The organism is Streptomyces sp. NBC_00683, from assembly GCF_036226745.1.
Taxonomy (GTDB): Bacteria; Actinomycetota; Actinomycetes; order Streptomycetales; family Streptomycetaceae; genus Streptomyces.
The window spans coordinates 533,943-560,643 of sequence record NZ_CP109013.1; the positions used below are offsets into that span (position 1 = coordinate 533,943).

Annotated in this window: 26 protein-coding genes; 10 read left to right on the forward strand and 16 right to left on the reverse strand. The window is 71.2% G+C overall.

What is annotated here, in order from left to right; all coding sequences use genetic code 11:
* Positions 1-67: 67 nt before the first annotated feature.
* Both OG257_RS02660 and OG257_RS02665 read left to right on the forward strand, forming a co-directional pair.
* On the forward strand, positions 68-1,222 hold the full coding sequence (locus tag OG257_RS02660) for a Gfo/Idh/MocA family protein (protein WP_329204405.1): 1,155 nt from the start codon (positions 68-70) through the stop codon (positions 1,220-1,222).
* Positions 1,219-2,148, forward strand: coding sequence for a PmoA family protein (locus OG257_RS02665; RefSeq protein WP_329204406.1), 930 nt, complete (start codon positions 1,219-1,221; stop codon positions 2,146-2,148). The genes OG257_RS02660 and OG257_RS02665 overlap by 4 nt, the downstream gene beginning before the upstream one ends.
* A 40-nt stretch (positions 2,149-2,188) precedes the next feature.
* On the opposite strand, the gene OG257_RS02670 is transcribed toward OG257_RS02665, so the two are convergent.
* Positions 2,189-2,632 carry a nitroreductase family deazaflavin-dependent oxidoreductase gene (locus OG257_RS02670; RefSeq protein ID WP_329204407.1) on the reverse strand — a complete coding sequence of 148 codons (444 nt, stop codon included), beginning with the start codon at positions 2,630-2,632 and terminating at the stop codon, positions 2,189-2,191.
* 302 nt (positions 2,633-2,934) lie between these two features.
* On the opposite strand from OG257_RS02670, the gene OG257_RS02675 reads away from it, so the two are divergent.
* Together OG257_RS02675 and OG257_RS02680 are read left to right on the forward strand one after the other, a co-directional pair.
* On the forward strand, positions 2,935-4,296 hold the full coding sequence (locus OG257_RS02675) for an FAD-dependent oxidoreductase (RefSeq protein WP_329204408.1): 1,362 nt from the start codon (positions 2,935-2,937) through the stop codon (positions 4,294-4,296).
* 120 nt (positions 4,297-4,416) lie between these two features.
* Positions 4,417-5,037: an L-threonylcarbamoyladenylate synthase gene (locus OG257_RS02680; RefSeq protein ID WP_329204409.1), complete on the forward strand. Its 621-nt coding sequence runs from the start codon at positions 4,417-4,419 to the stop codon at positions 5,035-5,037.
* Between the two features lie 15 nt (positions 5,038-5,052).
* On the opposite strand, the gene OG257_RS02685 is transcribed toward OG257_RS02680, so the two are convergent.
* The 12 genes from OG257_RS02685 to OG257_RS02740 form a co-directional block, all read right to left on the reverse strand.
* A complete protein-coding gene (locus OG257_RS02685; protein ID WP_329204410.1) occupies positions 5,053-6,105 on the reverse strand; it encodes an MsnO8 family LLM class oxidoreductase in 1,053 nt (350 codons plus the stop codon).
* A gap of 183 nt (positions 6,106-6,288) precedes the next feature.
* The gene (locus tag OG257_RS02690; RefSeq protein WP_329204411.1) at positions 6,289-7,305 is read right to left on the reverse strand and encodes an aromatic ring-hydroxylating dioxygenase subunit alpha; all 1,017 of its coding nucleotides are present in this window, start codon (positions 7,303-7,305) and stop codon (positions 6,289-6,291) included.
* 2 nt (positions 7,306-7,307) lie between these two features.
* The gene (locus OG257_RS02695; RefSeq protein WP_329204412.1) at positions 7,308-7,532 is read right to left on the reverse strand and encodes a recombinase-like helix-turn-helix domain-containing protein; all 225 of its coding nucleotides are present in this window, start codon (positions 7,530-7,532) and stop codon (positions 7,308-7,310) included.
* A 29-nt stretch (positions 7,533-7,561) separates the two neighbouring features.
* Positions 7,562-8,500, reverse strand: a complete 939-nt coding sequence (locus OG257_RS02700; RefSeq protein ID WP_329204413.1) for a PDR/VanB family oxidoreductase — start codon at positions 8,498-8,500, stop codon at positions 7,562-7,564.
* 38 nt (positions 8,501-8,538) lie between these two features.
* Positions 8,539-10,164, reverse strand: a complete 1,626-nt coding sequence (locus OG257_RS02705; protein ID WP_329204414.1) for a thiamine pyrophosphate-binding protein — start codon at positions 10,162-10,164, stop codon at positions 8,539-8,541.
* Between the two features lie 9 nt (positions 10,165-10,173).
* Positions 10,174-10,962: an SDR family oxidoreductase gene (locus OG257_RS02710; protein WP_329204415.1), complete on the reverse strand. Its 789-nt coding sequence runs from the start codon at positions 10,960-10,962 to the stop codon at positions 10,174-10,176.
* 19 nt (positions 10,963-10,981) lie between these two features.
* Complete coding sequence (locus OG257_RS02715) at positions 10,982-11,737, reverse strand: SDR family oxidoreductase (protein WP_329204416.1); 756 nt, start codon at positions 11,735-11,737, stop codon at positions 10,982-10,984.
* Positions 11,730-12,251, reverse strand: a complete 522-nt coding sequence (locus OG257_RS02720; protein ID WP_053930186.1) for a cupin domain-containing protein — start codon at positions 12,249-12,251, stop codon at positions 11,730-11,732. The genes OG257_RS02715 and OG257_RS02720 overlap by 8 nt, the downstream gene beginning before the upstream one ends.
* Positions 12,252-12,262: 11 nt before the next feature.
* Positions 12,263-13,063, reverse strand: a complete 801-nt coding sequence (locus OG257_RS02725) for an alpha/beta fold hydrolase (RefSeq protein ID WP_329204417.1) — start codon at positions 13,061-13,063, stop codon at positions 12,263-12,265.
* Positions 13,060-13,857: an aspartate dehydrogenase domain-containing protein gene (locus OG257_RS02730; RefSeq protein ID WP_329204418.1), complete on the reverse strand. Its 798-nt coding sequence runs from the start codon at positions 13,855-13,857 to the stop codon at positions 13,060-13,062. Before OG257_RS02730 ends, OG257_RS02725 begins: the two co-directional genes overlap by 4 nt.
* On the reverse strand, positions 13,854-14,798 hold the full coding sequence (locus tag OG257_RS02735) for a VOC family protein (protein ID WP_329204419.1): 945 nt from the start codon (positions 14,796-14,798) through the stop codon (positions 13,854-13,856). The genes OG257_RS02730 and OG257_RS02735 overlap by 4 nt, the downstream gene beginning before the upstream one ends.
* Positions 14,799-14,840: 42 nt before the next feature.
* Positions 14,841-16,355: an aldehyde dehydrogenase gene (locus tag OG257_RS02740; protein ID WP_443054544.1), complete on the reverse strand. Its 1,515-nt coding sequence runs from the start codon at positions 16,353-16,355 to the stop codon at positions 14,841-14,843.
* A 262-nt stretch (positions 16,356-16,617) separates the two neighbouring features.
* Here OG257_RS02740 and OG257_RS02745 point away from each other — a divergent pair, with 262 nt between their 5' ends.
* Complete coding sequence (locus OG257_RS02745) at positions 16,618-17,982, forward strand: MFS transporter (RefSeq protein ID WP_329204421.1); 1,365 nt, start codon at positions 16,618-16,620, stop codon at positions 17,980-17,982.
* Positions 17,983-18,027: 45 nt separating this feature from the next.
* Here OG257_RS02745 and OG257_RS02750 read toward each other — a convergent pair whose 3' ends face one another.
* Positions 18,028-19,275, reverse strand: a complete 1,248-nt coding sequence (locus OG257_RS02750; RefSeq protein WP_329204422.1) for a TetR/AcrR family transcriptional regulator — start codon at positions 19,273-19,275, stop codon at positions 18,028-18,030.
* 48 nt (positions 19,276-19,323) lie between these two features.
* A complete protein-coding gene (locus OG257_RS02755) occupies positions 19,324-20,415 on the reverse strand; it encodes an XdhC family protein (protein ID WP_329204423.1) in 1,092 nt (363 codons plus the stop codon).
* 156 nt (positions 20,416-20,571) lie between these two features.
* On the opposite strand from OG257_RS02755, the gene OG257_RS02760 reads away from it, so the two are divergent.
* The 5 genes from OG257_RS02760 (at position 20,572) to OG257_RS02780 (ending at position 25,701) form a co-directional block, all read left to right on the forward strand.
* Complete coding sequence (locus OG257_RS02760; RefSeq protein ID WP_329204424.1) at positions 20,572-21,441, forward strand: FAD binding domain-containing protein; 870 nt, start codon at positions 20,572-20,574, stop codon at positions 21,439-21,441.
* The gene (locus tag OG257_RS02765; protein WP_329204425.1) at positions 21,441-21,977 is read left to right on the forward strand and encodes a (2Fe-2S)-binding protein; all 537 of its coding nucleotides are present in this window, start codon (positions 21,441-21,443) and stop codon (positions 21,975-21,977) included. The genes OG257_RS02760 and OG257_RS02765 overlap by 1 nt, the downstream gene beginning before the upstream one ends.
* Positions 21,978-21,982: 5 nt before the next feature.
* Positions 21,983-24,370 (forward strand): xanthine dehydrogenase family protein molybdopterin-binding subunit, encoded by a 2,388-nt coding sequence (locus OG257_RS02770; RefSeq protein WP_329204426.1) that lies wholly within the window; start codon positions 21,983-21,985, stop codon positions 24,368-24,370.
* A 62-nt stretch (positions 24,371-24,432) separates the two neighbouring features.
* Positions 24,433-25,062 carry an SRPBCC family protein gene (locus OG257_RS02775; RefSeq protein WP_329204427.1) on the forward strand — a complete coding sequence of 210 codons (630 nt, stop codon included), beginning with the start codon at positions 24,433-24,435 and terminating at the stop codon, positions 25,060-25,062.
* 93 nt (positions 25,063-25,155) lie between these two features.
* A complete protein-coding gene (locus OG257_RS02780; protein ID WP_329214867.1) occupies positions 25,156-25,701 on the forward strand; it encodes a MarR family winged helix-turn-helix transcriptional regulator in 546 nt (181 codons plus the stop codon).
* Positions 25,702-25,719: 18 nt separating this feature from the next.
* Here OG257_RS02780 and OG257_RS02785 read toward each other — a convergent pair whose 3' ends face one another.
* A complete protein-coding gene (locus tag OG257_RS02785; protein ID WP_329204428.1) occupies positions 25,720-26,559 on the reverse strand; it encodes an alpha/beta fold hydrolase in 840 nt (279 codons plus the stop codon).
* Between the last annotated feature and the right edge of the window lie 142 nt (positions 26,560-26,701).

Below are 26,701 nucleotides of genomic sequence, written 5' to 3' on the forward strand. Positions count from 1 at the left end.
CCCTGGAGAGAAAGCGCTTGCTATCGGGCGCTTGCCATCCGACAGGTGATCCTCCAGGGGGTACGTCATGCCCAGCCGCCCTTCACACCGGGGACCGGTCCGGGTCGCGATCGTCGGCACGGGCGCGATCGCGCGGGGCAGCCATCTGCCGGCGCTGACCGCGCTCGCCGCCGGACAGCCGCTGGAGATCGTCGCCGCGGTCGATGTCGACGCGGCGTCGGCCGAGGCGTTCTGCGCGGACGCGGGCATCCCCCACCCGTACACGGACCTGTCCGCCATGCTGGCCGAACAGCGGCCCGACCTGGTCACCCTCTGCACCCCGCCCCGGTTCCACCGCGATCAGACCGTTGCCGCGCTGCGGGCCGGGGCATGGGTGTGGTGCGAGAAGCCGCCCTGTCCTTCGCTGGAGGACTTCGACGCGATCGAGGCGGCCGAGGGCCCCGAGGACGGCGGGCCGTACGCGGCGATCGTCTTCCAGCACCGATTCGGGTCGGGCTCCCGCCATGTGCGGGAACTGCTGGCCGAACAGGCAATGGGCAGGGCCCTGGTGGCCCACTGCCAGACGACCTGGTACCGCGACGAGGCGTATTACGCCGTCCCCTGGCGCGGGAGTTGGAGCAGCGAGGGCGGCGGTCCCGCCATGGGGCACGGCATCCACCAGATGGATCTGCTGCTCGATCTGCTCGGCCCGTGGACGGAGATCCGCGCGATGGCGGGGCGGCTGGTGCACGACGTGGAGACGGAGGATGTCTCCACGGCGCTCATCCGCTTCGAGAGCGGTGCGATGGCCACGGTCGTGAACAGCGTGCTCAGCCCGGACGAGGTCAGCCGGATCCGCATCGACTGCGAGCACGCCACGGTCGAGCTCACTCATCTGTACGGGCATCGCAACGCGGACTGGCGGATCACGCCCGCACCCGGAGTCCCTTCCGCGCAGGCAGCCTCCTGGCAGGACTTCGGAGCGGACGTCCCCAGTTCGCACGAGGCACAGCTGCGCGGGCTGCTGGAGGATCTGCGGGCCGGGCGCAGGCCCCGCAGCAGCGGCGCCGACGGCCGCAAGAGTCTGGAACTGGTCACAGCCCTCTACAAGGCCGCCTTCACCGGGGCAACGGTCCGGGCGGGTGAGATCGGTCCCGGCGATCCCTTCTACGGCGCGTTGCACGGCGACGCTCCCGGCTGGGCTCCCCGGTCGACGGCGGAGTCCGTGGAGGTCACGGCATGACGGGGACCGTGGAGCTCACCCATGTGCACGGCGACCACCTCGCCGTGTCCGTCGCCGGCAGCGGGGTCGAACTGCTGCGGTACGTGTACCGGGCCGAGGCTCCCTGGGAGGCGCCGAAACCGTACATCCATCCCCTGCGCACGCTGTCCGGCCGGGTGGTGACCGACTACCGCCCCAACGACCACCGCTGGCACAAGGGTCTGCAGATGACCGCCTCGCATCTGTCGGGACAGAATCTGTGGGGCGGAAACACCTATGTGCACGGTGAGGGCTATCTCGCCCTGCCGGAGCGCGTCGGTTCGATGGCGCACCGCGGATTCGACGAGGTGTCGGTGCACGACGGCGGGGCCTGCATCACCGAGCGGCTGACCTGGCATCCGCACAGCGGCGAGGTCTGGGCCGAGGAGGCCCGTCGTGTCGAGGTGCACGATGTCGACGCGGCGACCGGGAGCTGGGCGCTGACGTGGTCGTCAGCGGTCACCAACCGGCGCGAGGAGCCGCTGCGCCTCGGCAGCCCGACGACGCACGGCCGTCCGGGCGCGGGGTACACGGGACTGTTCTGGCGCGGGCCGCGCGCCTTCCGCGACGGGCGGATCCTCGCACCGGACGGCGAGGGCCCGGAGCTCATGGGGAAGCAGGCCGACTGGCTGGCCTACAGCGGTGAGCACGACGGGGTGGACGGCCACGCCACGCTCGTCTTCGTCCACTCCCCCGAGAACGACCACACCGGCGCGGGCGGGGCTCATCCCGCGCACTGGTTCGTGCGGAACACCCCGTTCGCCGCCGTGGCCCCGTCGTTCGCCTTCCACGACGAACTGGTCCTCGCACCCGGTGAGACGATGACCCGCCGCTACCGGGTGCTGGTCGCGGACGGCGCCTGGGACCGCGACCGCATCGCCTCCCGGGTCGGGGCGATGTCCTGGTAGGCGCCCGGCCCCGGGGAATGCTCTCCGAGCGACGGTGGCGCTACCGCTCTCCGGCCGGCGCCAGGACGAACACGGGGATCTCGCGGTCGGTCTTGGTCTGGTAGTCGGCGTAGTCGGGGAATGCCTCCACGGCACGGCCCCACCACAGGGCCTTCTCCTCACCGGTGACCTCACGGGCGACCATGTCCTGCCGCACGGTGCCGTCCCGCAGCTCCACGTGGGGATCGGCGACCACGTTGTGGTACCAGACGGGGTGCTTGGGGGCGCCGCCGAGAGAGGCGACCGCGGCGTAGCGGCCGTCGTGCTCGACCCGCATGAGGGGCGTCTTGCGGAGCTTGCCGCTCCTGGCGCCGCGCGTGGTCAGGAGGATGACGGGCATGCCGCGCAACGTGGTCCCCTGCGTGCCGCCCGAACTCTCGATGAGCTCGACCTGCTCACGCACCCACGGCGTCGGACTCGGCTCGTACTCACCCTCGATCGGCATGACACGTGCTCCTCTCGTCGAAGTCCTGCGTCGTTCGCCCCCTCACGCTTCCCCGGAAGGTCCGGGGCACGCGGGACACCGGAGGACGGCTCGCGTCCGGGTGCCCCCATGGGGCTCACGCAATTTCCGCTCACATATTCGCGCACCTTTGATGTCTATATACACATCTATATCCGAATTGCACACTTGCCCCGCTCCAGGGTCGCTCAGGCGCAGGGCATACCGTGGGGCGGAGCGTAGTAAGCCAAGCCTTACTCCGCCGCATCCTGCCCCTGACCAGCCGCCCAAAGGAACTACACTCCATGACACGCCCCGTCCGCGTCGCCATCGTCGGAGCCGGTCCTGCCGGAATCTACGCAGCGGACGCGCTGCTCAAATCCGAGGCCGCCCAGGACCCGGGTGTATCGATCGACCTGTTCGAGCGCATGCCCGCCCCCTTCGGCCTGATCCGGTACGGCGTGGCCCCGGACCACCCGCGGATCAAGGGCATCGTGAAGGCCCTGCACCAGGTCCTGGACAAGCCGCAGCTGCGGCTGTTCGGCAACGTCGACTACCCCAACGACATCGGCCTGGACGACCTGCGGAGCTTCTACGACGCGGTGATCTTCTCCACGGGCGCCGACGCGGACCGCGCCCTGGACATACCGGGGATCGAGCTCGACGGCTCCTACGGCGCCGCCGACTTCGTCGCCTGGTACGACGGACACCCCGAGGTGCCGCGCACCTGGCCCCTGGAGGCCGAGAAGGTCGCCGTGCTGGGCGTGGGCAACGTGGCCCTCGACGTGGCGCGCATGCTCGCCAAGACGGCGGACGAGCTGCTCCCCACGGAGATCCCCGCGAATGTGTACGAGGGCCTCAAGGCGAACAAGGCGCTCGAGGTGCACGTGTTCGGGCGACGGGGTCCGGCCCAGGCCAAGTTCAGCCCGATGGAGCTGCGCGAGCTGGACCACTCCCCCAACATCGAGGTCATCGTCAACCCCGAGGACATCGACTACGACGACGGCTCGATCGCGACCCGGCGGGAGAACAAGCAGGCCAACATGGTCGCCTCCACGCTGGAGAACTGGGCGATCCGGGACGCGGGCGACCGTCCGCACAAGCTGTTCCTCCACTTCTTCGAGTCCCCGGTGGAGGTCCTGGGCGAGGACGGCCGCGTCGCCGCCCTGCGTACCGAGCGGACCGAGCTGGACGGCACCGGCAACGTCCGGGGCACGGGCAGCTTCACCGACTGGGACGTGCAGAGCGTCTACCGCGCGGTCGGCTACTACTCGGAGGAGCTGCCGAAGCTGCCGTTCGACGTGGCCTCCGGTACCGTCCCGCACGCCGCGGGACGGGTCCTGAGCGGTGAGGAGCCGATGGCCTCGGTGTACGTCACCGGGTGGATCAAGCGTGGTCCGATCGGCCTGATCGGGCACACCAAGGGCGATGCGAACGAGACGGTCGCCTGCCTCCTGGAGGACCACACCGCCGGACGGCTGCCCGCCCCCGAGCAGCCCGAGCCCGATGCGGTCGTCGAATTCCTGGAGCAGCGCGGCGTCCGCTACACCACCCGCGAGGGCTGGCACCGCCTGGACGCCCACGAGCAGGCGCTCGGAGCGGAGCAGGGCCGCGAGCGGATCAAGGTCGTCGAGCGCGCCGCCATGCTGGACGCGTCCGGCGCCTGACAGCGAGCAGTGCGCCCCCGGAGCTCCTCGGCGAGCTCCGGGGGCGCGGTGCTGTCCGGTCGCTCCAGCCCTTACCGGCTGTTGCCGAACGGGACCGCCCCGAGCCCTTAGACTCGGCGAATGGCGAAGTATTTCGACGTACATCCCGAGAATCCCCAGCGACGCACCGTCAGCAGCGTGGCCGACAGCATCCGGTCCGGTGCGCTCGTCGCGTACCCGACGGACTCCTGCTACGCCCTGGGCTGCCAGTTGGGCAGTCGCGACGGCATCGGGCGGATCCGGTCGATCCGGAATCTCGACGATCGCCACCACTTCACCCTGGTGTGCCAGAACTTCGCACAGCTGGGCCAGTTCGTACAGATCGACAACGACGTCTTCCGCGCCATCAAGGCGGCGACCCCCGGCAGTTACACCTTCATCCTCCCCGCCACCAAAGAGGTGCCGCGGCAGTTGCTGCACCCGAAGAAGAAGACGGTCGGCGTCCGGATTCCCGACCACGCCGTCGCTCAGGCGCTCCTCGCCGAACTCGGTGAGCCGCTGCTCTCCAGCACGCTGCTCCTGCCCGACGAGGAGGAGCCGATGACGCAGGGCTGGGAGATCAAGGAACGCCTCGACCACGTGGTGGACGTCGTGCTCGACTCCGGCGACTGCGGCACCGAGCCGACCACGGTCATCGACTTCTCGAACGGCGAACTCGAGATCGTACGCCGCGGAGCGGGTGACACCGCGCGGTTCGAGTAGCCCTCGACACCCCGGTCACTCCGCACTGCCGGCGGTCCCGCCGGCAGGCGCGGTGCCCGTCCCGCTCAGCCCTGCTGTCCGCGCGAGCCGTCGCAGCGAGTCCTCGAGAGCCTCACGGTCGTACGTGCTCGTGGTGACCAGCACTTCGTCCGCGCCCGTCTCCTTGATGACCAGCTCGAGTTCGGACGCGACCGTCTCCTCCGTGCCCGCGAGGTGGCCGCGCATCCCGCTCTCGAACAGCCTCCGCTCCTTCTCGGTCATCGCCAGTTGCTCGATCCGCTCGGCCGGGGCGAGCGGCGGGAACGTGCCGTGGGTGCGCGCGTACGCCATGGACCAGGCCTCGGGGACCAGGAGCCGCCTGGCTGCCTCGGCCGTCCCGGCGACAGCGATCGTCCCCGCCACGACCACGTACGGTTCCCGGGCCCAGGCCGAGGGCCGGAACTCCCTGCGGTAGACGTCGACCGCGTGCAGCAGCTTCTCCCGGCCACGCAGGTCGCCCACCACCAGGGGCAGCCCGGCCGCAGCGGCGATCGACGCACCCTCGCCGGTCGCGAGGACGTACGGGGGTATGCGCAGCCCCTCGGCGGGCCGGGCGTGCACCTGGGGATGGGCCTGCTGGGTGCCGTCCAGCCAGCCGAGGAGTTCGGAGAGCTGCCCCGCGAAGTCGTCGGCGTCCTGCTTGTCCCGGCCCAGTGCCCTGCGGATGCCGTCGGTGAAGCCGACCGAGCGCCCGAGCCCCATGTCGATCCGCCCGGGGAACAGCGAGGCGAGCACGCCGAACTGCTCGGCGACGACGAACGGCTGGTGGTTGGGGAGCATCACTCCGCCCGTGCCCACACGGATGACGGAGGTGGCGGCCGCGACGGCGGCGGCCAGGACGGTAGGCGCGGATCCGGCCACGCCCGGCACGCTGTGGTGCTCCGAAACCCAGAAACGGTGAAATCCGAGAGATTCGACCACTCCGGCCAGCCGGACGGTGTCGCGCAGCGCCTGCGGACCGTCGTGTCCCTCCCGGGTGCGGGAGCGGTCCAGGAACGAGAAGCGGGTCGCTGCGATCGAAGGGCTCACGCATGATTCAACGCTCGCGGCCCAGCAGGATTCCCGTACGGCGAGACCGACGCGACCCGGGGGCCCTGGCCACCCAGCAGACGCGAAGTCCGTCGAGTTCTGAGAACCGGGCCCGAGCAGCGGAGGGCCGGGTGCGCGGTCGTCACACCCGTCGCGCCCGGCCCGGCTCCTGTCGCGGCAGGCTCAGGCGCCCGCCGACGACTGTGCCTCGGCCGCCGCGCGGTACAGCCGGCGCAGCCGCACCACACCCAGATCGTGCTGGTAGAGGTTCTCCTGCTGATCGGCGTCGGCCGGCATGGCCTCCAGCATGACGCGGTCCTGCTCCAGGACCTCCCAGTGGCGCTTCTCGATCAGCGTCCGGTAGAGGAAGCGCCAGGACGCGCGCTGCCAGTCCTCGACCCGGCGGTAGCGCCAGAAGAAGACGCCGCTGCGCCGCTCGTCCACCGGGCAGACCATGCCCACGATCCCGAACGGTCCGCCGGGACCGGCCGACGGCGGGTAGGGGATGGACAGGTCGACCCAGTCCACGCCGGTGCGGCAGAGCTCCACCCAGTCGAAGTTGACGCCGCGCTGGTCGGTCTTCTCGAAGAAGTAGCCGCGCCCGGTCTCCCGGATGCGGAACTTGGCCGTCGTGTCACCGTCGAACATCGTGTGCGAATCGTGGTGGAGGAAGGCGCCGTGCATCGGGTCGAGGAGGTTCTCCACGGCGTAGCGCCACGGTGATTCCCACTCCGCGTAGCACAGGAACGCGTCCACCCCGGGGTCCGTCAGCGGTTCCGGGAGTGTCAGTTCGGCCGGCTCCGGGTGCTCCTCGTCGCCGAAGTAGGCAAGGATCGCACCCGCGACCTCGCGCACCGGGAGCGAGGTGACCAGCTTCTTGCCTTCCAGGCTGCAGCCCGGCAGACCCGGAACGGAGGAGACCGTCCCGTCGGACTGGACCTCGACGCCGTGGTACCAGCAGGCGACCCGGTCGCCGAGGTGCTTGCCGAGCGACAGGGGTGCGCCGCGGTGCGGGCAGCGGTCGGCGAGCATGGACAGGGCGCCGTCGGAGCGGCGGAACAGCAGCCACTGCTCGCCGAGCGCGGTCACCTTGCGCATCGCGCCGGGGGCGACGAAGTGCGAGGGGACGACGGGGTGCCACTGGTTGCGCAGGCCGGTGGCGTAGATGTGGTCCGCCGTGGCGGAGGACGTCAGCGTCATGGTCAGGCTCCCAGTCGGTTCATCTCGGCACGGAAGGATTCCTCGGTCCACGGTGTGCCGTCGCCGGCGTGGACCTGGCGGGCGTTGAGTCCACGCACCACGTCGGCCAGCTCGTGGCCCTCCTCGGTGAAGACCTCCTCGAGGGTCGCGGCGAGCTTGTACTCGTACGGGGTGGGCTCGTGCGTACGGGACTGATGGATGTCGAGGTAAGGCCAGGTGTCGGTCACGGTGTCTCCTGAAAGTGCGGGGGAAGGTGTCACAGGTCGAGGACGAGCCGGCTCCGTGAGGCGCACCGCGAGACGCAGATCATCATCGTGGCGCAGGTGGCACGTTCGGCCTCGCTGAGCAGGAAGTCGCGGTGGTCGGGGGTGCCCTCGATCACCCGGGTCTCGCAGGACCCGCAGATGCCGTCGCGGCACGAATGCGGTGCGTCGATCCCGGCAGCCTCGACGGCGTCGAGGATGGAGGTGTCGGCGCCGACGGTGAGGGTCACGCCCGAGGTGCGGCACTCCACCTCGAACTCCTCGTCGTCACCGGTGCGTTCCACGGTCGGCGCGGCGAACCGCTCCAGGCGCAGCCGGTCCTCGGGGCAGCGTGCCTCGACGGCCGCGAGCAGGGGCTCGGGACCGCAGGAGTACACCAGCGTGCCCTCGGGCAGCTGTGCGAGCGCGGCATCCAGATCGATGTGACCCAGCTCGTCCTGCGGGACGAGCGTGACATCACCGCCGAGCGCGGCGAGTTCCGAGGTGAACGCCATCGACGCCCGCCCCCTGCCTCCGTAGACCATCCGCCAGGCGGTCCCCCTGCGGGCCGCCTCCCCGGCCATCGCCAGCAGCGGAGTGATCCCGATGCCTCCGGCGACGAACAGGTAGGCGTCGGCGTCCTCCAGTGCGAAGTGGTTGCGCGGCTCGGAGACCGTGACCGGCTGCCCGGGGCGCAGCTGTGTGTGCACGAACCTCGAACCGCCCCGTGAGGCTGGCTCGTTGAGCACACCGATGCGGTAGACGTCCGGCATGTTCGGGTCGCCGCACAGGCTGTACTGGCGTACCTGGCCCCCGACATGGACGTCGAGGTGCGCGCCGGGCGTCCAGGCGGGCAGGGGTTTGCCGTCGGGGTGGGTCAGTTCGACGGAGAGTACGCCCTCCGCCTCCCAGGTCATTCGATGGACGACCAGCTGCAGCGAATGCTCGCTCATGGCCTGTTGCCTCCTTACCGGCAGTACGCGCGACCGGGCTACTGGCCCGGGATCCTCACGGGCGGGGTGAACGGGACCTTCATCGGGCCGAGTGCCGCCAGATCGACCTCGACGAGCGTCGGTCCTTCGGAGGCGATGGCCTCGCCGAGCACCGGGCCGGCGTGCTCCTCGGCGGCGATCCGCAGGTACGGCAATCCGCAGGCGCGGGCCAGCAGTTCGAAGTCGGGAGTGGCCAGGTCCACCCCGGAGCGGCGCTCGCTGTAGCGGTCCTGCATGTTGCGCAGCACTCCGTAGCCGGCGTCGTTGAAGACGATCAGCGTCAGCCGGGGCCGTTCCTGGGCGAGGGTGAGGAGCTCGCCCAGGTGGACGGCGAGTCCGCCGTCGCCGGCGATGACGACCGTGGGTGCGTCGGGCCGCGCGAGCGCCGCACCGATGCCCATGCCGAGCCCCTGTCCGATGCCGCCGCCGCGCGGGAAGACGTTGTCCCGCGGGTCGTACATCTCCAGCAGCCTGTTGCCCCAGCTGCTGGAGGGGATCGTGACGTCGCGCGCCACGACCGCCTCGCGGGGCAGCGCCGCGCGGATCGCGTCGCAGATCGCGGCCTGGGGTCCGATGTTGTCGTGCAGGAGCGCCCGCACCTCGGTGCGTACGGCGCCCACGCGGTCCGTCCAGCCGCTCTCCGCGGGCCGGGTGTGCGGCAGCAGGGCGGTCAGGGCGGCTGCGGCATCGCCGTGGAGCGCGTGGGTGGCGGGGTACACCCGGCCCAGCGCGTCCTTGTCGATGTCGATCTGGATGTGCGCCCCGGGAAGTTCCAGCGTGTAGTCGGCTGTCTCGTTCGAGCGGAAGTGCGTGCCGATGGTGAGCAGCACGTCCGCGTCCGCGAGCAGGGCGCGGACCGCGGGGCTGGTGGCGAAGTTGCCGATGACCTGCTCGTGGTCCTCGGGCACGGCACCGCGACCGGAGTTCGAGGTCAGCAGTCCCGCTCCGGTCGCCTCCAGGAGCCCGGCGAGCTCGCCGCCGGCGGTTGCGGCGCCGCCGCCCGCCCAGACCAGCGGGCGTCGGGCGGAGGCCAGGAGGGCGCCGGCCGCGGCCAGTTCGCTCTCCGTGGGAGCCGGTACGGCGGCTGCGGGGAGCTCGGCGGGCTCGTCGGTCTGCGCCGCGAACTGGAGGTCGATCGGCCACTCCACGCTCGCCGGTCCGCCCGGTGCGGTGAGCGCCGCGCGGGCCGCCTCGCGCAGGATGCGGCCCGCCTGCTCGGCGTCCGGCACACTCGCGGCGTGGGCGGAGACCGCCCTCAGCATGCCGAGCTGGTCCTTGGTCTCGTGGATGAATCCCCGTCCGCTGCCGAGGAATTCGCTCTCCACCTGGCCGGTGATGTGCAGGACGGAACTGCCGGCGCTGAGCGACTCGATCAGCGATCCGGCCGCGTTGCCGGCTCCCGTGCCGGTGGAGGTCAGTGCGCAGCCGAGGGTGCCGCGGGCACGTCCGTAGGCGTCGGCGGCGTTCACGGCGGACGCTTCGTGCCGCACGGGTACGAAACGCAGTTCGCGGTCGACGGCTTCGACGAGCGGCAGGTTGTGCACGCTGACGATGCCGAAGACGGTGTCGATGCCGAGTTCCCGCAGGACGGCGACGAGGAGATCGCCTCCGTTGTCGTAACGCATGGTGTCTCCTCAGAGGATGGAGCGGCCGACGCCGCCGCAGACGTCGATGCTGGTGCCGGTGATGTACGAGGCGAGGGGCGAGAGCAGGGTGAGGACGGCGAACGCGACCTCTTCGGCCCGGCCGAGCCGGCCGAGTGCTATGCCGCGGTCGGCGGCCAGTTCCGCCTGCCAGTCCTCGTAGCTCCTGCCGGAGTTGGCGGCCGCGTAGCGCCTCGTCCACTGGCCGGTGTCGATGAGGCCGAGGCAGACGGAGTTGACCCGGATGCCCTCGCCGGCGAGTTCGGCCGACAGGGACTTGGAGAGGTTGAGGATGCCTGCCCGGGCGGCGCTCGTGGTGATCAGCCGGGGCTCGGGCTGCTTGGCGAGTACCGCGTTGATGTTGACGACGCTCGCCGCGCCGGAGGCGGCGAGGTGCGGGCGCGCGGCCTGCAGGGGATTGAGCACCCCGGCGAACTTCAGCTCCAGCTCGTCGCGCCAGTCCTCGGCGGTGGAGTCGTCGAGACCCTTCATCCGGGACTGACCGGCGTTGTTGACGAGTCCGTCGATGCCTCCGAACTCCTCGGCGGTGCGGCGGACGAAGTCGCGCACGGCGTCGGCGTCGCGGACGTCGCAGACTCCGGTCAGGAGGCGGTCGTGCCCGGTGCCGAGGTCGGCCGCCACCTTGGCGAGCCGGTCGGCGTCACGGCCGCAGGTGGCGACGCGGGCTCCCTCGTCGAGCAAAGCGCGGACCGTGGCCAGGCCGACGCCCGAGCTGCCGCCGGTGACCACAATGGTGCGGTCGGCGAGTCCCAGATCCATAACTCGTGTCTCCTGCAGTTCAGTTCATGGTGAAGCCGCCGTTGACGGCGATCACCTGTCCGGTCAGGTAGCGGGATTCCTCGCCGAGCAGGAAGGAGACGATCCCGGTGAGGTCGTCCGGCTGCTGCGGCCTGGAGATGGCCCGGTTCATGCGGTAGAGGTCGTGCCGTTCGGCGGGCACGGTCGCGGTCGCCTCGCACTCGGTGAGCCCGGGGGCGACCGCGTTCACGGTGATCCCCTTGTCTCCGAGCTCGCGTGCCATGGCCCGGGTGAGTGCGATGACCGCACCCTTGGAGGCGATGTAGTGGGCGAGGCGGGGGGATCCGTACAGCGCGGCGTCCGAGGCGATGTTGACGATCCGTCCCGGTGTCGCGAAGAGCGGGTACAGCGCCTTCGCCACCAGCCAGGGGCTGCGGGCGTTGACCGCCATCAGCCGGTCCCACACCTCGATGTCGATGTCCTGGAACTCCTTGCCGCCCACACCGTTGGCGAGGGCCGCGTTGTTGACCAGGCCGTACACGGGGCCGATCTCGCGTACGGCGGCGGCCAGCGCGGCCACCGAGTCGGGGTCGGCCACATCGCAGCGCACGAAGCGGGCGTCGATGCCTTCCGAGCACAGTTCCGCCACGGCGTGCTCGCCCCGTTCCCGTTCGAGTTCGGCGACGACGACCCGGAAGCCGTCGGCGCCGGCCCGGCGGGCCATGGCCAGTCCCAGGCCACGGCCCGCACCGGTGACGACGACAGTGCGTGCGTCGGCGGGGGGCTGGTCAGCCACGGGTGACGCCGTGCATCGGCGAGTACTCGGGGTAGGTCGGCACCTGCGGCTTCTGCGTGCCGATGACGACGCAGAACAGGGCGTCGGTGTCGCCCTCGTTCTTGAGCGAACGGGTCACACCGGCGGGAACCACGATCATGTCGCGGTAGCCGAGGGTGCGGTACTCGGCCTCGTCGGGACCGCGGTGGATGCCGACCTTGACCTCGCCCTCCAGGACGAAGAAGGCCTCTTCGACGTCGTGGTGGGTGTGGGCCGGGCCTTCGGCGCCGGGCGGCAGCAGCATGTTGGAGAAGGTGAACCCGCCGGACGGGAGGATCCGGCTGTCGCTCTCGTGGTTGCCGGTGGCACCCGAGCCGACGTACCGGATCTGGCCGCGACGGAACTGTGCGCCGGCCTTCTCCTGGAAGGAGAGGGTGTCGAAGTCCGCCACACGGGAGGCCTTGGTGGCGATGAGGGAGTCGGTGTACGCGGAGAGGTCGTCGCCGTTGTCGTACGCGTCGGTGGTCAGAGGCATGGTGGAGGCTCCTACTCGGGGATGGATGCGGTGATGCGGAGGTGGGAGAGCACCCAGGCGTTGAAGTGGCCCGGCTGCTCCTGGTTGGCCAGGTGACCGGCGTCCTTGACGATCACGTAGGCGGTCTTGTGGATGGCTCCGGCGATGGCCTGGCTCGCGTCGATGCCGGTGACCCGGTCCTCCTCGCCGCAGAGCACGAGGGTGGGGGCGGCGATCGAGGGGAGTTCGGCGCGCAGATCGGCGGCGGCCATGGACTCGGCGGCGTACGCGTAACCCGGCAGCCGTACCGAGGCGGCCATCGTGTCCACGACCCGGCGCACGAGTTCGCCGGGGGCGCCCGGCGACACCAGCCGCGGTCCGCGTCCCTCGGCGAAGGCGCGCGGGCCGAGCTCGGCGAGCTCGGTGGCCCGGGCCCGCATGCCCTTCGCCTTCGCCTCGTCCGTGCCGGAGCCCGCACTGGAGTCGGCGACGATCAGCGAGGCGACGAGCTCCGGGTGGCGTGAGGCGAGCCGTAGCGCGATCACACCGCCCCAGGACACTCCGAGGACGTGCGCGGTCGAGGCGCGCTCACGGATGAGAGCGGCTGCCGCGTCCGCGTAGTCGTCCAGGCCGAGCGGGCCCTTCGGGTCGGGCGACTTCGCGTAGCCGGGGGCGTCCCAGGCCACGACCCTCGCGTACGAGGAGAGTTCGGCCAGCTGCGGGGCGAACGCTGCCGACGACGAGCCGATCCCGTGCAGGCACAGCAGCAGGGGGCCGTGGTCACCGGCCTCTTCGACATGGACGTCGGGGTGGACGTCGGCGCGGGCGCTCACAGGATCTGGCCCGTCCGTCCCGCCAGCGCGGCGAGGCTGCGCAGGACCGCGTACGGCACCACCTGGCTGGTGGCCGGATTGCCAGGGTCGGGCAGGTGGGCGACCTCGAAGCGGTACGCACCGTGCGCGCCGGACGCCTCGATCAGATGGCGTGTGCGGTGCGCCGCCGGGTCGGCGACGACCTGGACCCGCACAGCGTCCAGGTCGCCGACGGCCAGCGCGACCGAAGCGGCCACGTTCGTCGATTTGGGGAACTTGACGGGGACCTCGCGGGCGGTGCCGGACATGACCACGACCGGTCCGGTCGCCGACCGCATCCGGGCCAGCAGGTCCTCGTCCATCCAGGGCTGTTCGAGGGTGGAGGGGAGCTTCGTGGTGGTGAGGCGCACCTCGTCGAGCGGCCCCAGGGAACGTGCCGCCTGGAGGAGGTCGAGGCCCCCGACGGCACCGCCGGTGAAGTACACCCGGCCGGGTCCCGCCGCGAGCAGCCGCTTCGCGAGCTCCTCGTCGGTCAGCGCTCCGGTGGAGGCGATCAGCAGATCGGTGCCGGATTCCAGCACCCGCTCGCCCCACTCCCGTACGACACCCTGGCCCGCGGCCTCGACGATCAGGTCACAGGTCTCCAGGGCCTCCTCGAAAGTGGCCTGCCGCGCCGGTGCGGCTTCGCCGAGCGGACGGTTGTCGACGACGCACACCAGCTCGGCGCCGCCCACCCGCCCTTCGGCGAGGGCGGTGCCGACGACCCGGCCGATCGCGCCCCAGCCGACGATGCCGACCTTGCGTACGGTGCTCATGCGGTGGCCTCCTGGGCGTCGAGGGGAGCGAGCGGGCCGGGGTCCGGCGCGCCCGCCATGTGGCAGCGGATCTCCTTGGACGGCGGTCCCGCCGTCCCCCACAGGTCGGACAGGTCCGGCACCCGCCGCCACACCCGGGCGATCCAGGCGTCCTCGACGATCTGGGCGACCTCGGAGGTGTACTCGCAGACCAGCCCGGACGGGTCGGTGAAGTAGGAGAAGGTGTTGTTCCCGGGGCCGTGCCGGCCGGGCCCCCACTGGGGGGTGATGCCGTGGTGCCGGAGCCGGCCGAGGCCCCGCATGAAGTGGTCGACCGAGGTCATCTCGTACGCCACGTGGTTGAGCGAGGTCCACTCGGCCTGGTTGAAGGCGATGCAGTGGTGGTCCGCGTTGCAGCGCAGGAACGCCATCTGGTGCTCGGACCAGTCGGAGACGCGCAGCCCCAGCACCTCGCAGTAGAAGGTGACGGCGGCGTCGATGTCGGTGGTGTTGAGCACGGCGTGCGTCACCCCGACGGGCACCGCGCCGTCCCGGCCACGCGGAACGACCGCCTCGACCTGGGCGCTGATCTCGATGAGACGTCCCTCGGGGTCGGTGAACCGCAGCCCGTAGCCGCCGCCGGCCTGGTGCAGCGGACCGGGCCCGAAGGCGGGGACGATGCCGCGTGCGTCGAGGCGCCGCGCGGCCTCGTCGACCTCGGCAGGGGTCGCGACGGCGAACGAGAGGCGGCCGAGTCCGACCTTCTCCCGCTCGGCCAGGTGGAGGACGTGGTGCTCGTCGCCCGTACCGCGCAGCCAGCGGGCGCCGGTGTCGGACTCGACGGTCTCCAGGCCCCAGACCTCTTCGTAGAAGTCGGCGGTCTCGGTGAAGGCCGGGGTGTGCAGCTCGACGTAGCGAAGTGAGCGGAGCCGTGCGATCGGGCCGGGGGGTGGTTGGTGCATCAGTCTCTCCAGACGGACGGACGGGCGTCGGTGCGTGCCGGGTCAGCCGGCCCAGGGAAGCGGGTGGCCGGAGGTGCCCCAGTACAGGGACTTCTGGCGCTGGTAGGCGCGGATCGCGTCGCGGCCCTTCTCCGTTCCGAGGCCGCTGTCCTTCCATCCGCTGAACGGGGTGGAGGCGCTGAACTGCTTGTACGTGTTGATCCAGACCGTGCCGGCCTCGATCCGGCGGGCGAGCTGCCAGGCGGCTCGCAGGTCCCGGGTCCAGATGCCGCAGGCCAGCCCGTAGATGGAGTCGTTGGCCTGGCGGACCAGGTCGTCCTCGTCGTCGTAGGGCAGGGCGACCAGGACGGGCCCGAAGATCTCCTCCTGGCAGGTGCGGGAGGTGTTGGGCAGTCCCTCCAGGACGGTCGGCAGGTAGTACGCGCCGTCCCGGTACCGCTCGCCCTCGGGCGCCGAGCCTCCGCACAGGACCCGTGCGCCCTCGGAGCGGGCGAGGTCGACGTAGGCGGCGACGGAGTCACGGTGGCTGTGGTGCACCAGGGGGCCGACCTGGGTGCCCGGCTCGGTGCCGGGTCCGACGCGCAGCTTGCGGACGCGCTCGACGAGTTCACCGACGAAGGAGTCGTAGATCTCCCGGGCCACGAAGAGCCGGGAGCCGGCGATGCAGGACTGGCCGCTGGAGGAGAAGATCCCGAACAGCACGCCGGCCAGGGCCTGCTCGATGTCGGCGTCGGCGCGCACGATCGTCGGCGACTTGCCTCCGAGCTCCAGGGATACAGGGATGAGCTTGCGGGCGGCGAGCGTGGCGATGGACCGGCCGGTCTCCGTACCGCCTGTGAAACCGATGCGGGCGACGAGGGGGTGGCGGACGACGGCGTCACCGACCACCCGCCCGCTGCCCGGGAGCACCGACAGCAGGGCGGTGGGCAGACCGAACTCCTCGAGGGCCTGGGTGATCAGGCGGCCGAGGGCGAGGGAGACGAGGGGTGTCCAGGCAGCCGGCTTGAGCAGGACCGCGTTCCCGGCGGCGAGCGCGGGCGCGATCTTCTGCGCGTCGCTGGCGACGGGAGAGTTCCAGGGGTTGATGGCGCCGACGACGCCCAGCGGCTCGTACGCGCTCATCGTGACGTACGGGCCGCGGGACGGCGTGACCGAGTCCTCGGCGCTCTCCAGGGCTGCCGCCATGTAGCGGAAGGTGCCTGCCGCACTGAGCGCGAGGGCGCGGGTCTCGGTGAGCGTCTTGCCGGTGTCGGCGGTCTGCAGTGCGGCGAGGTCGTCCGCCGCCTGCTCGGTCAGCTCGGCGATGCGGTGCAGCAGCCGGGCGCGCTCGTGGGCGAGCAGGTCCCGCCAGGCCGGGTCCGCCGCTGCCTTCGCCGCAGCTTCGGCCGCTTCGTCGACCTCGTCGGCCGAGGCGGTGTGGACGGTGGCGAGGACGCGGCCGGTCGCCGGGTCGACGGTGTCGAGCAACTCGCCCGCTCCGCGTCGCCACTGGCCCGCGATCAGGATGTCGGTGGGGATGTGCGGCACGGGTGTACCTCCGGGCGAGGGGGCGGGCAGGGCTGGGCCGCGGGTGAGGAAGCACGGGGTGCGTTCCGCCACCGGGAACCGTCGAAGTGCTAGAAATCTAAGCGCTTAACTATTCTTCCGCAAGGGCCCAGGGCGAAATCGTTGCCTTCCATGCCTTGAGCACGCCATCGATGGCGTCGATGATGAACACCAAGTTGCTGGAAACAAGATTCCTAAGCTCTTAACCATTGACCGCTTAGATACTGGAACCTACTGTCTCCGCAACTGCTCTGCCCGCGGAAGGAACCCCTCCATGACGACTGTGGCCGGCAAGCCAGCCCTCGGCTCCATAGCCGCGAGACTCGAACGACTGCCGCAATCGCGCTGGCACGTCAAAGTCCGGTTCCTGATCGGCGCCGTCACGTTCTTCGAGGCGTTCGACCAGTTGCTGGCCGCCTCCGCACTGCCCGTCCTGATGAAGGAATGGAACCTGACCACCGGGCAGGCCACCTTCGCCGTGACCTCCGCCTCGATCGGCATGCTGCTCGGCGCCATCGCCGCGGGCTGGCTGGGCGACCGCATCGGCCGGGTGCGCACCGTCGCCCTGGGCGTTGCGATCACCGGTCTAGCCAGCCTTGCCGTCGCCTTCTCGGGCAGCATCGAGACCTTCTCGCTGTTCCGGTTCGTCCAGGGGCTCGGCATCGGCGGTGTCGTGCCCGTAGCGGCCACGTACATCAACGAGATCGCCCGCTCCGACAAGCGGGGCCGCTTCGTCCTGCTGTACGAGATGATCTTCCCTGCCGGACTGGCGGCCGCCACCCTGCTCGCCGTCTGGGTGGTCCCGAACTTCGGATGGCGCGCGATGTTCGTCATCGGCGGTCTCCCGGTGCTGATCGCCGCCGCACTTCCGCGCCACGTCACGGAATCCCCGCGCTGGCTGCTGGCCCGTGGACGTACCCAGGAGGCCGAGGAGGCCATCAGCCTCATCGAGGCCGAGGTCGCCCGCGTCACCGCCGAGCCGCTGCCCGCACCGGCCGCCGGCGCGCCCGACGAGGCCTCCCAGGGGCGTCTGCGCGACCTGTTCCAGGGCCGCTACCTGCGGCGTACGGCGGTCCTGTCAGGTCTGTGGTTCGTTGCCTACTACGTGAACCACGGCATCTCCACCTGGCTGCCGTCGCTCTACACGAAGCAGTTCGGCCTGGATCTGACCACCGCGCTCGTCTACACCCTGCTGAGCAACATCACCGGTCTGCTCGGCACGTTCATCATGGCCATGGTGATCGACCGCATCGGCCGGAGGCCCGCCCTGATCAGCGCCCTCGTCGGCACCGTGCTCTCGCTCGGCGTGCTCGCCCTGCTCGGTGCGACCTCGGGCGGCCAGGTCGCGGTGTTCGCCTCGTGCACGACGTTCTTCCTGTACGCGATCAACGCGGGTCTCTACCTGTACTCCCCCGAGCTGTACCCGACGGCCAACCGGGCCAAGGGGGCGGCGTTCGGTGGCCTGTGGAACCGGTGCGGCGTCATCCTCGGCCCCATAACGGTGGGCGCGATCATCGGAGCGGGCGGCAGCCTCGGGCTCGTCTTCGCGCAGCTCGCCGTGGTGGCCGCGGTGGGCGCCGCGATCGCCTGGTTCGCGATCGAGACCAAGAACAGGACGCTGGAGGAGCTCAACTCCTGACACGCCCGGCGTTCCACGTGAGGGGCCGGTGTCCCGGAGCAGTGATCACTGCTCCGGGACACCGGCCCCGAGCGTTTTCCCCAGGGCGCCGAGCAGCCCCGACAGCCGGCGCCGGTCCGCAGGCCCGAACCCGGCGAGCAGCTCGTGCTCCTGGGCCGACCGTGCGGCAGAGACCCGGTCGGACAGTGCGATGCCCTCCGGGGTGAGGCACAGCCGGACGATCCGGCGGTCGTCGTTGTCGCGCTCCCGCCGGATCAGGCCCACCGCCTCGAGACGGTCCGCGTGCTGGGTGAGGCCGCCCGCACGGACGGCACCCGCGGCCGCCACCTCGCCCATCGTCCGGCGGTAGGGCTCACCCGCGTCGCGCAGCGTGGCGAGCACCTCGTAGGCGGGCAGACTGATGCCGTACTCGCGGACGGTCCTGCCGACGAGCTCCTGATGACGCCGGGCGCACTCGCTCAGCCTGTCGAACAGGGACGGGGCGGAGTCGTCCGCGCCCGGGGGTGTCGGCGCGGGCCGCCGCGTTTCCGGGCGCGGGACCTCCGGACGTCCGGCTTCCGGGCGTTCGGTCCCCGGCCTCTCGGGGCGGGTGGACGCGGCCCCGCCCGCACCCTCTGCCCCGCGTTCCTGTCCGCGGGCGGGGCGGAGGGCGTCGCCGAAGGCGGTGGTGAGCACGTCCGTCAGCGCGGGGGCGAGGTCCCCGGTCGGGACGGAGACCGCCGGATCGTGCGCGAAGACATAGCGTTCCATGATCACGCCGAAGAGGACGCTGCGGATCATGGCGATGCGCACCTCCGCCTCGGCCGAGTCGCCGAGCAGCCGCGCGAGCGGTTCGCCGACCTGCTTGTCCAGGATCGTGCGCAGCAGTTCGGCACTCGGCGGGTGACTGACCGCCGAGCGGATCAGCGCCGGCCAGGGATCGTCGGCCGGCAGCCGGTCCCAGCGTTCCAGGTAGGCCTGGGCAAGGGCGGCCGGCAGATCGCCCGTGGCGCCTGCCCCGAGCACATCGCCGGTGACACCCGCTCCGCTCCCGACCGCCTCGCGGAACAGACCGTCCTTGGTACCGAAGTACGCCATCACCAGGCCGGGTGTCACCCCGGCCTCGGCCGCGATGGCGCGGACCCCGACACCTTTGTAGCCGTGCGCGCCGAACAGCCGGCGGGCGGCATCGAGGACCGCGCGGCGATTGCCTTCCGGGTCATGGGAGCCGGGGCGGCGCGGCGCTGCCGCCGACTGCCCATCGGGGGCGGGACTTCCGGCCGCTCGTCGGCGGCCCTTGCTCTCTGGATCCACAGCCCTCACATTAAACGAGTGTTCATAAAAACAGTCGTTCAAAACTGGTCACACTGTGTGGACGGGACCGGTCCGGAAGGTGAGCGGCAGTCCGGTGCCGCCGCGCCGCACCGCGACGATCTCGGCCATGATCGACACGGCCGTCTCCTCGGGTCCCCGGCCGCCGAGATCCAGGCCGACCGGCGAACGCAGGCGCGCGAACTCCGCGTCGGTCGTACCGGCCGCACGCAGCCGTTCGAGCCGGTCCTGATGCGTACGGCGGCTGCCCATGGCGCCCACGTATCCGGCGCGGCTGCGCAGCGCGAGCGCGAGGACCGGCACGTCGAAGCGGTGGTCGTGGGTCAGCACGATCACCGCGGTTCCCGGGTCGACCAGAGCCTCCTGGGTGCGGAACCAGCGCTCGGGCCGGTCGGTGACCACCTCGTCGGCGCCGGGAAAGCGCTCGGGCGCCGCGAAGGCGGGCCTGGCGTCGCAGACCGTCACGCGGTGTCCGAGCGCGGCGCCGATGCCCGCCAGGGGCCGGGCGAACTCGGCCGCACCGAAGATCAGCAACCGCGGCCGTGGCGCGAACGACTGCACCAGCAGCTCCCGCTCCGGCACGCAGGCAGCGCCGTCGGCCGCAGCGTTTCCGCTGGTCACGAGCCCACTTGCGGCCCGTCCCAGCATGCCGTCGGCGGCCAGGACCGCCGCTCGGTCCGCATGCGGGTCACCCAGGGAGCCGGTCACCGTCCCACCACCGACGGCCAGTCCGCCGCCGTCGAGGGGAGTCACGAGAGCCACCGGCACGCCGGCCGCCAGATCGGCGGCGACACGGCCGAGCGGCACCTCGGGCCCCACCTCACGGATCAGCACCTCGATCGTGCCGCCACAGGTCAGACCCACCGCGAAGGCGTCCTCGTCGCCGACCCCCCAGCGCTCGACGGTCGGGGCGGCGCCCGCGAGCACCTCCTCCGCGATCGCACAGACGGCGGCTTCGACGCAGCCGCCGGAGACGCTGCCGACGATACGGCCGCCCTCGGACACCAGCATCGACGCGCCCGGCGCGTGCGGCGCCGAGCCCCAGGTCCGCAGGACGGTCGCCATCGCGAAGCGGGTTCCGGAGCGCTGCCAGGCGACTGCCTGGTCGATGACGTGTCGCATGTCGCTCACCTCGGACTAGGAATCCCGGATCGGGAAATCTCGGACAGCCTCTTGCCAAGAAGAAACTTTAGTGTAAATCATTTTAGGTACTAGATAGATCTGTACGTGTCGAACGGAACGGCGCGACGACGACCAGAGAGGACCGGTGGCAGCAGGTTGAAACCCTCATCCTTCGACTACACCGCCCCCAGCACCGTCGGCGAGGCGGTCGCCCTCCTCGCCGACGAGGAGCGGGAAGCCAAGGTCGTGGCGGGCGGCCAGTCCCTGATCCCCATGCTGAACATGCGCCTCGCCAGACCCGAGGTGCTCGTCGACATCACCCGCATCCCGGAGCTCGGACGTCTTCACGTCGACGCGGAGGGCAACCTCCGCATCGGAGCAGCCGTGCGGCAGGCCCGCGCCGCCGCCGACCCGGCGCTACGGGACGGTTGGCCGCTGCTGGCTGCCGCGATCGAGCGGATCGGCCACCCGCAGATCCGCAACCGCGGCACCGTCTGCGGCAGTCTCGCCCACCACGATCCGGCTGCCGAGCTGCCCACCGCGGCCCTCGCGCTGGACGCCCGGTTCGTGATCACCGGGCCACGCGGCACCCGTACCGTCACCGCCGAGGACTTCTTCGTCGCGACCTTCTCCACCGCCGTCGAGGCGGACGAACTGCTCACCGAGGTGGTGTTCCCCCCGCTCCCGGCGGATCACGGCTGGGCGTTCGAGGAACTGACCCGCAGACACGGCGACTTCGCCACCGTCGGCGTGGCCGTCGTTCTGGAACGGAGCCCCGGGACGGGCACCGTCCGGACCGCCCGTGTGGTCTTCAGCGGCGCGGCCCCCGTCCCCGTACGGCTGGTCGCCACCGAGAACGCGCTTGTCGGCAGCGATGCCGGCGGGCAGGCCCTCGCAGCGGCAGCCGGCACCGTGCTGGCCGGGCTCGCCCCCTCCGACGACATCCATGCCACCGCCGAGTACCGGCGCGAAGGCGCCGCCCATCTCCTCGTCCGCGCCTGCACCACCGCCTGGGAGCGCTGCTGATGACCCCGTCCGTCCCCACTCCGCTCGCGGCCCGTACGCCGCCGCTCGCCGAGCCCTCCGCCTGGCACGAGATCTCCCTCACCGTCAACGGCCGGCCGGTCACCGCCCAGGTCGAGTCCCGGCTGCTCCTCAGCGACTTCCTGCGCGACCGGCTCGGTCTGACCGGCACGCACGTCGGCTGCGAGCACGGGGTCTGCGGGGCCTGCACCGTCCTTGTCGACGACGAACCGGTGCGTACCTGCCTGATTCTGGCCGTGCAGTGCCGGGGCACCGAGATCCGCACGGTCGAGGGCCTCGCCCCCGGCGACGCCCCTCTCACTTCCGTGCAGCAGGCCTTCCACGAGTGCCACGGCATGCAGTGCGGCTTCTGCACGCCCGGGTTCGTGATGACGACGACCGCCCTCACCGAGCAGTCCGACCGCCCGGACGGGGAACAGGTCGCCGACGCACTCAGCGGGCACCTGTGCCGGTGCACCGGTTACCGCAACATCCGCCGTGCCGTGTGCCGGGCACTCGACGAGCGATTCGGGGAGTGACCAGCATGTCCCACGATTCCCACCCTCACCCGCACGGCGACGGGAGCTGGATCGGCCGTTCCGTTCCGCGCGTCGAGGACGACCGGCTGCTGCGCGGCAACGGCCGCTACGTCGACGACATCGCCCTGCCCGCCGCCGTCGAGGCCGCGTTCCTGCGCAGTCCGCACGCCCACGCCCGCATCGACTCCGTCGACGTGAGCGCGGCGCTGGCCGCGCCCGGCGTCGTCGCCGTGTGGACCGGCGACGACGTGGCGGACCTTCCCGCGATGCTGAACAAGGAGGAACTGCGCACCCCGCCGGGGCTCGCCGAACTCCTCGACCCGGTGGTCCGCATGACTCCCATGCCGCTGCTCGCCGCTGACAAGGTCCTCTACGTCGGCCAGCCCGTCGCCGTGGTCTTCGCCGAGAACCGCTACCTCGCCGAGGACGCCCTGGAACTCGTCGACGTGCGCTACTCCCCGCTGGCCGTGCTCGTCGACCCCGAGCGCTCCCTGACCCCGGACGCGCCTCTGCTGCACGAGGAGCTGCCCGACAACACAGCGGTCACCGTCGCCGCCCGTGCCGGCGACCCGGACACGGCGTTCGCCCGCGCGCACGCCGTGGTGAGCGAGCGGTTCGAGGCCCACCGGTACGTCGCCTCTCCGATCGAGACCCGCGCGATCTCGGCCCAGGTCGATCCGTACAGCGGCCGGCTGACCGTCTGGTCGGGCACCCAGACCCCCCACCGGCTGCGCGACGCCATCGCCCACACCCTCGGCCTGGAGCCCGCCGCCGTCCACGTCATCGCGGCCGACGTCGGCGGCGGTTTCGGCCAGAAGGGCATCCTCTACGTCGAGGAACTCATCGTCCCCCATGCCGCCCGCCGCATCGGCCGCCCCGTGCTGTGGCGCGAGGACCGCAACGAGAACCTCACCGCCTCCTCCCACGCCCGTGAGCAGATCCACCGCATCGAACTCGCCGCGGACTCCGAGGGCCTGATCATCGCCGTACGCGACCGGATCACCGTCAACTTCGGCGCCTACAACATGACCGGCCTCGTCGTGCCGTACAACTCGCTGTGCCATCTGCTGGGCCCGTACCGCATCCCCAACGTGGACATCGACGTGGTCGGTGTGCTCACCAACACCACGTTCGCCACGCCCTACCGGGGAGCCGGACGCCCGGAGACGGTCTTCGCCATGGAACGCGCGATGGACAGGCTGGCCGCGGAACTGGGCATCGAGCCCGAGGAGTTGCGGGCACGCAACCTTGTCGGGCCCGACGCGATGCCGTACGCGACCGGACTCGTGGACCGCTCGGGCAGACCGCAGACGTACGACTCCGGGGACTATCCCGAGCTGCTGCGCCGCGCCGTGGCCAAGGCCGATGTCCAGGGGGTACGCGCACGGCAGCGCGCAGGCGCCCGGGACGGAAAGCACGTCGGCATCGGATTCGCCATGTACATCGAAGCCACCGGCCTCGGACCGTTCGAGACCGCCCGGATCGACATCGCCCCCAGCGGCAGAGTGCGCCTCGCCATCGGTGCCCCCTCCCAGGGGCAGGGGCACCGCACGTCCATGGCACAGATCGCCGCGGACGCCATAGGGGTGCCGTTCGACGTCATCGACGTGGTCGGCGGCGACACGGAAGCCACCCCGTTCGGTGTGGGCACCATCGCCAGCCGGGCCCTGGTCAACGCGGGCAACGCCACCCACCGAGCTGGCCGGCTGGTTCGCGAGAAGATCGTCGAAGCGGCGGCGCGCCGTCTCGGCGTCGACGCGGACGGCCTCGGCCTGAGCGACGGCGTCGTGACGTCCAAGGAGCCGGGCGGCCCGTCCATCGGTCTGGCGGAGCTGGCCGGGCGGGCCCCGCTGCCCGGCACCCCGGAACCCGTCGACGGACGGTACGGGACCGAGATCAGCGAGACCGTGCACTTCCGCCCACCGGGCTTCGCGGTCTCGGCCGGAGCACATGCGGCGGTCGTCGAGGTCGACGCGCACACCGGCGGCATCGAGATCCTGCACTATGTCGTCGTCCACGACGCGGGCAACATCGTCAACCCGATGATCGCGGAGGGACAGGTCACCGGCGGCATCGCTCAGGGGATCGGCGGTGCCCTGTACGAGGAGATGGTCTACGGCCCCGACGGCCAGCCCCGCACCGGCACGTACATGGACTATCTGGTGCCCACGTCCTCGGAGATACCCGACCTCGACATGGACGAGACCTTCACCCCCAGTCCCATGAACGATCTCGGGGTCAAGGGACTCGGTGAGGGCGGCGCGATCGCCCCGCAGGCGGTGCTGGCCGGCGCCGTCGAAGACGCGCTGCGCCCCTTCGGTGTGGTCGTACGCCGAGGACCGCTCTCCCCCAGCCGGGTCCGTGACCTGATCCGTACGGCCGACCGCACCTGAGCCCGAGCTCGTTCCGCACCTGAATCCGGCCCCGGCCGGCAGCTCCTCCGATTGGACACCCCATGCAGCTCGACCACTCCTTCACCGTCCCGGCAGGTCCCGACGACGCCTGGAAGCTGTTCCTCGACCTCGGCCGGGTCGCACCGTGCATGCCCGGCGCCGTGCTGGACACCCTCGACGGTGACTCGTTCACCGGCCGCGTCAAGGTCAAGGTCGGCGCGGTGCAGATGAGTTACCGCGGTGAGGGCACCGTCAGCCGCGACGGGTCCGCCCGTTCGATGCACCTCGACCTCAGCGGGAGCGAGACCCGGGGCTCGGGTACCGCGTCGGCCACGGTCACCGCGACGCTGGCCGCCGACCCGCTCGGCACCCGGGTGCGCGTACGTACGGACCTCGACATCACCGGCCGCCCCGCGCAGTTCGGCCGGGGCATCATGACCGAGGTCGGCGACCGCATCGTCCAGCAGTTCGCCACCCGTCTCGAAGAGCTGCTGCGGGACTCCGGGGGCTCCGCTTCCGTCACGGCGACGACGGGTGCCGTGGGGTCGCCCGCCCACTCGCCCGAGCCGGAGGCGGTGGACCTCGGAGCGGCGGTACTGCCCGTGCTGCTCAGGAAGGCTGCCGTGCCGACGGCAGCGGTGCTCGTCACCGTCGTGGTGATCCAGCTGCTGAGGCGACGTTCCCGCAGGTGATTCGGGCTGCGCGGCCCCTCCCCCGGTCCGGCCCATCGCCTCAGCGGTAAGATTCTCAGTGCCGTGAGAAGCTGGCGGGCGCTGTACGAGGGGATGGGCATGGCTGCATCGAGGCCGGTGGACCGGGACGCCGTCGCGAACGTGATCGAGGACTGGGCGCGCGAACGCCCCGAGCTGGACACCAGTCCGCTCGAGGTCCTCGCGCGCCTCCACCGTTCCTTCCTGCGTTACAGCACCAGGCTGACGGCATCGATCGAGCGTCACGGCCTGTCCGTGGCCGGCTTCGATGTGCTGACCGCCCTTCGGCGGTCCGGAGCTCCCTACCGGCTGACGGCCGGACAGCTCGCGGACACCGGACTGGTGTCATCGGCAGGAGTGACGCTGCGGATCGACCGCCTGGAGAAGGACGGCCTCATCGTCCGCGAACGGGACTCCGACGACCGCCGGGTCGTCTACTCCCGTCTCACGGACAAGGGTCTGTCGACGGTGGACACCGTGTTCTCGGAGCACCTCGACAACGAACGCCGGATGCTCAGCGGGCTCTCACCGTCCGAGTGCCGCCAGCTGGCGCGACTGCTGCGCAAGCTCGAGGTCTCGATCATCCATTCCGACGAGGAACCGACCGACGCCACGGCGTGATCAGCGGTGCGGCGCCCGTCATCCGAGGAATGCCGCGGTGGTCGCCACGAACGTGCCGGGGTCGTCGAGCCACGGGAAGTGCCCGGCCTCGGGCTGAACGACCAGCTCGGCGTGCGGGAACAGACCGGCGAACTCGGCCACGGCGGGCGGAGGGGAGTTCAGGTCGACCTCCCCGGCCAGCAGGAGGACCGGCGCGGTGAACCGGGCGAGCGCCGCCCGCGTGGCGTCCGGGTCGAAGGCGCCCTCGGCAGCGAACAAGCCCGCCGCCTCCGCGTTCTTCTGCCCGTCCTCCGCAGCCCTGAACGCCCGGGCCGCTTCGTCCCAGCGGCCGTGGAAGAACGGCGCGATGGCCTCGAACGCTTCGGACGTCGCGTTGCCGGCAACGATCGCTTCCAGGGCGGCGAAGGCCTCGGGGAACCATGGCTCGTCCCGACGGAGCAGCGCCGTCCCGCGCCGGAGTTCACCCGTGATCGTGATGCCGACGGCCATGACGCTCGGCGCGATCAGCGCGAGTCTGCCGACGCGCTCCGGGTGGCACTCCGCGTACAGCGCGGCCAGATTGACGCCTGCCGAGTGCGCGAGGACGTCCACCGTGTCGAGACCCAGGTGGACGCGCAGGGATTCGACGTCGTCGACGAGCCGGTCGCAGCGGTAGGAGGAGACGTCCTCGGGTACGGCCGACTGTCCGGTTCCGCGCAGGTCCAGCATGATCAACTGCCGGTGCGCGGTGAGGCCGCCGAGGTTCCCGAGGTAGACGGAGTCCTGCATCGGTCCGCCGGGCAGGCAGAGCACCGGAGCGCCCTCCCCGAACGCATGGTAGGCAAGCTTGGTCCCGTCATGCGCGGTGAAGGCGGTCATGACCAGGACTCTGCCGGAGGCGTAGGGACGGAGCAACCGGATTACCCGGTGGCCGCGGTCGACGAGCAAGGCGGGGCCCGGTGGGCCGCTATAGCTTGCCTATCAACCTCAGGGCCCGGGAGTCCGGGTCGTCCAGATCGTG